General features: G+C 52.3%; 3 protein-coding genes. 1 reads left to right on the plus strand and 2 read right to left on the minus strand.

Annotated features, from left to right (window positions below):
- Window positions 1-498: 498 nt before the first annotated feature.
- Together RMSM_RS11385 and RMSM_RS36740 are read right to left on the minus strand one after the other, a co-directional pair.
- Window positions 499-1848: a polysaccharide biosynthesis/export family protein gene (locus RMSM_RS11385; RefSeq protein WP_052031593.1), complete on the minus strand. Its 1350-nt coding sequence runs from the start codon at window positions 1846-1848 to the stop codon at window positions 499-501.
- A gap of 84 nt (window positions 1849-1932) precedes the next feature.
- The gene (locus tag RMSM_RS36740) at window positions 1933-2847 is read right to left on the minus strand and encodes a hypothetical protein (RefSeq protein WP_144057568.1); all 915 of its coding nucleotides are present in this window, start codon (window positions 2845-2847) and stop codon (window positions 1933-1935) included.
- Window positions 2848-3895: 1048 nt separating this feature from the next.
- Here RMSM_RS36740 and RMSM_RS11395 point away from each other — a divergent pair.
- Window positions 3896-5092 (plus strand): MraY family glycosyltransferase (locus RMSM_RS11395; RefSeq protein WP_160168279.1); only part of this gene is annotated, 1197 nt, incomplete at its 3' end.

Genomic DNA, 5092 nt, shown 5'->3' on the forward strand with positions numbered 1-5092 from the left:
ACCTGGTCTGCGATCCAACAGCCTGTCGCTTTGCATCGCCCATTTGCATCGAGCGAGTGGGTCACGCTAACCCTGCGCTGCGAACCGCTTGGCAGCGGATGTTGCCAAGAACTTCCTGGGGCACTTGCCCTGATCTGAAAGTCGCGGCGACTCGTTGATCTGCTTGAAATTCAAATCGCAGAAGCCGGTCGCGGGCCGAGAGGCAGCACGTGGTGAGTTTGTGCTGGTTGTCCGCTAATTGCGGCTCTTAACATCGACTCGCCTTTGACAATCTCAACAGCGACTCTTTGTAAGGTGCAATTGGGCGAGACGAATCACAATCCGGGTCATCGTCACTCGGCATTAGAGTGGGCTGCAAACTGTTGCTAACACGCTCGAAGACCCGAAATTTTTAGAAGCTTACATTGTTGCGAGCGGCGGCACCTGACACACGAAAAAAGCCGCTGCTTAGCAAGGCTAAACAGCGGCTATAAGATTTTCTGTTTTCGAGGTCGACTGCTAGTCACCTCGAAGCAATTCACTAATTCCGAAGGTGAAGAAGGTTCCGAGCCCGAAGTTCAACAACTCTTCTTCGCATTTGTACTGCAAGATGATTGTGTCACCTGCCTGAATTAGCGGCCGCTGCCGCGGATCATTCAAGGCTTTGGCTAGATCGACTTCGATTGCAACCTGCCCGTCACAAGGCGTCTTGCGAAGAATATAGACCAACCCTGGAGGAACGCCACCGACACCGCGAGCACCGCCGGCTAGTCCACCGCCTCCAGCTTGATTTCCAGTAGCCCCCAGGCCTTGTCCAGCAAGTGCCATTGCACCGACAACATCGAGATCGTAATCACGCGGCAGCGGGAATTCACCACCACCAAGCAATCCACCTGTGTAGTAAACCTCGGTTTCTCGCGATTCGATGTAAACGATGTCGCCGTCTTTTAATTCGATATCTTCCGCCGTGATATTTGGCACCACTCCGGGCTTCACTCGCAGCGGAATTCTCAAAATGGAGGGATCTTCTGGCAACTCAGGAGGACAGGCACAAGGATCGAGGCGAGCGGCTTGCTGTTGTGCATAGAACTGCTGCACAAACTGAGCACGCTTTCGCTGGTCCGCTTTGCTCGCTCGCAGAATCTTGACTTCGTTTTTCGCGGTCAGTCCAGGCAATCCGCCCGTTTCGACCAACGCATGTAGGATGTCATTTTGATAAGCCGCGAGCTTAACCAGACCTCCGCTAGCACTTTGGTCAGTAATTCCCCGTATCTCATCACTACCGCCTCTTCCGGCAGTGTCTTCGCGAACCACGATCACATCGTAGGTTCGTTCTTTGATGATCGTCACGATCGGGCGTGCTTTTTCAGGACGCAGGATTTCGCTGTCAATATAGGCGTCACGAATCGCTTCGCGAACCTGTTCGAGCGTCAAACCTTCGACCCTTAATGGCTCGATCAGTGGCAGCGCCAACGTCCCATCGTCTTGCACTGCGATCGGATAACCAATCGACGGCGGCAACGTGCTCTGAGCATCCGGGAAGTTTACCGGTGGTGGCTCTGGAGGAGCATTGGGCGGATTAAAGGGCAACACACCTTCGATATAGACACCGAGGATGTCGCCGCCAGCCAACTGATAATCTCGTGGCGGCTCAAGTGAGAGCAGCGAAATATCAACGGGCACCAAATCATTCTTCGGCTCGGCAAAAAACTGAGGCGGCAATCGATTCGCTGGCACACCGTCAATCGGCTGCGTCAGCGTCGAACAGCCACTAAAGGCGGTGCAAAAAAGGCCGGCGGCAGCAACGGTCTTGATGGACCGCAGTACACGGAGCGCCCGTTTTTTGGCTTGCAAAGGTTTCCTGTTCATCCCTGAACTCTCTAACTGTTGGACAATGCGTATGCGTAATTGGGGCGCTTTCATGGCGTCGCCAGAACTTAATTTTTTCCGTGCTTATTGAAAGCTGAACGGCAACTTACTTGTAGGCGAATCGGCTACGGGAGCCGATCCGGTCGGATCCTCCGACGCTGCGACTGGACTGTTGAATCCCTGGTCAGCAAAAACCTGATCGACAATCGTATCCGCGTCTAAAACATCTGCGTCGGAATAGCTCACCTCCTGGCTCGCTTTGGGCTCGAGATCCGGAACCGATTCGGAGGATGCCGAAAAGCTATAGCCGCCACCGTTTTGCATCTGGAAAGACGAGTCTTCCTGATGAAAACCATGGCCATCTTGGAGACGATCTTGAGGCCCGATCACGCCGCCGTCTAACTCAACCGGCTCGATCAACTCGGGACTCTCATCATCCGCATCCAAAAATGGACTTTCCAGCGGTGTGGGCTGCGGTTCGTAATCGAGCACCGTCGGAGCGGCTTGCACCGGCAATGGTGCCGCCAAATTCGGCGGTGGCGCGCCATAGGACATTTGTACATTGCTCCAGTGCCCTACGCCGTCTTGCTCGGCTGCCTTGACTCCCATTGGGAACCCAGCAAACCAATCGTTGACGGCGAGTTGGCCATTGGAGGATTGATACATCCACCCCCAATACTGCGACGGAGCAATCGCGGGCGTACAGCCGTTGCCTCCGTTAGCAATATCCATATAACCCGCGATGAAACCATCTTTAAAAGCGTTTGATGGATTACAGAAGTTAGCCTTCTGGCAATGCCACGCCTTCGCTGCCATCGTCTTGTTGCGATGGCCAATCATAAATTCGTTGAGCCCGTCGTGATTTCTCAATTGCCGGGCCGCACCACTGAACATTGAACACCCGCCCGTGCCGAGCACGACAAGCGAGAGTCCAGCGAACAGTGCAGTACGAGCGAGCCGATTGACCCTGCCGACTTGATGACTCAAGCGGCGTGGCACTGGTCTGCCTCCGCGTCCTAAGCGATTGCACGCCAATGACGGGGAAGAATTCCGGCTCAAATTACGTGTTCCGGCCGCGACGCCACTGTGGACGCTGATTCGTGATTGCGGCAAAATTTTTGAACGAATCGCCATTTGGCCCCCCTTTGGCAGCAAAGGCATTCCGTGTTCTAGTCCTACTATTTGTGCGGGTTGTGCTAGAAAGAACACCCGCTCACCCCTATTTATCGCCGGGACGGCTATGCGGGATTAACTAAAAATCGGGAAAACACGTCTTGCGGCAACTTTGGCGGTTGTGCCGAGAAACCGGATCTCTGCGGTTTTGACCACCCGAGTGGCGGTATCCGCAACGATTGGGAAGGTTATGCTTGTCAAAATCCCCCTTTTTTGACACTAAAAACGTTCGATTTTACATTTCGATTTTTATACTGGGCCGGCAGGCGCAAGGTAATTGAGTGTCCCCTCGTTGCCGCCGTCGGTCGTTCAGACGCTGAATTTGGGGTTGAGCTTGCCTGCGGTGGCCAAGTGGAAAGGCAACTCTCCACCTCCCCCCCAAGAACAAAAGCTTGTCCAGAATTCGCTTTGGTTTAAAGTATTAGACTTAAACCAAGCCGGTATTTAACCCTCACCTGCCTTATATCGGCTTAAGGGAAAACAGAGAACCGAAACATTTGTTCCCCACTTTCCTTTTTAAGAAACGTAAACCTGCAAATTTGCTTCGCCAATTTGTAGGGCCTAGAGCATTGCAACACTGATTATCAAACTAGACTTATCCTCTTGGGCAAACTTTATGACCGGGCTAATGCTAGCATGTCTAGCAATCTCGCTAACATGCGCACTTATTCTTGTACCTGCAGTGCGAGCGTTTGCAATTCACATTGGGATGATCGATAAACCTGATGGCGAACGCAAACTTCATCGAACGCCCATTGCGTTGGGTGGTGGCGTAGCGGTTTTTGCCTCGCTGTTGATTGGATTTCTAGCCACCGTCCTAGTCGATCGAAATTTCAATTCTTATTCGCTCGGCTATTTCAACTCCAGCTGGTACATGCTGATCATTGCCGCTGCCGCAGTCTTACTGGTGGGGCTCGTTGACGACCGCTGGCCATTACGTGGCCGCCAAAAACTACTAATTCAATGTCTGATCGTTGCCAGCGTTGTGGGCAGCGGAACGGTGATCCGCCAGATCAACCTAATGGGTTTTGAAATAGCGTTGGGAAACTTAGCTTTTCCTGTCACGATGCTGTGGTTGCTGATTGCCATCAACGCCTTGAACTTAATCGATGGCGCCGACGGAATGGCCACCACGGTTGGCTGTATTGTGTGCGCGGGACTTGGCTTCTTAAGTAGTCGATCTGGCGTCAATTTGACCGCAGTTCTGTGCTTCGCACTGTCTGGATCTCTACTCGGTTTCTTGGTCTTTAATCGCCCACCAGCTACGATCTACCTTGGTGATGCTGGCAGCATGATGATCGGGTTCTTTGTTGGCGTTTTGGCGATTTGGAGTAACACTAAAGAGTCGACCGTTCTTGCTTCCGCACCGGTCGCGATCCTTGCGCTACCACTGTTCGATTCGACCGCTGCCATTTTGCGGCGATGGCTTACAGGACGAAGCATTTATGTGACTGACCGAGCCCACCTGCATCATCTATTACAAGCAAAATATGGTAGCTTGGGCATGCTTGCGGTGGTCGCCGGTCTTTGTCTGATCACCACCACGCTCGCATGTCTATCGACTTACTACTCCCTTCCTTGGGTATCCGTCATCGGTGTGATCTTCACCCTTGGAATATTGATCCTGACGCGTTCATTTGGTCACGCTGAGTCCAAGTTGGTATTCACACGTGCGATTCATTTTTGTCATTCGTTTTCGACCTCACCAACCATTTGTGAATCAGAAAAACAACATCGCAAACAAGCTCTCCAAGGTTCGGGATCATGGGAAACCGTTTGGGAGCCCATCGTCAATCTCGCACAGTCACACAGTCTTGCGAGCATTAAGATTGATTTGAATATCGCATGGCTGCATGAGGGCTATCATGCGTCATGGCACAGCGTTCGCCTACCAGAGAAGGCTCATCAGCTAACAATGTGCATCCCCTTGTTCACCTGCCGTACGAAGGATCAAAGCAATTTGGTCATCGGGCGACTTGAACTGGTTGGGTCTGCAAAATCGCCTCAAATCTACGAGAATATTGCTGGGTTCATTGAACAATTAATCGAATTGACTCCTCAAATTGATCGC

The organism is Rhodopirellula maiorica SM1 (assembly GCF_000346295.1).
GTDB classification, from domain to species: domain Bacteria; phylum Planctomycetota; class Planctomycetia; order Pirellulales; family Pirellulaceae; genus Novipirellula; species Novipirellula maiorica.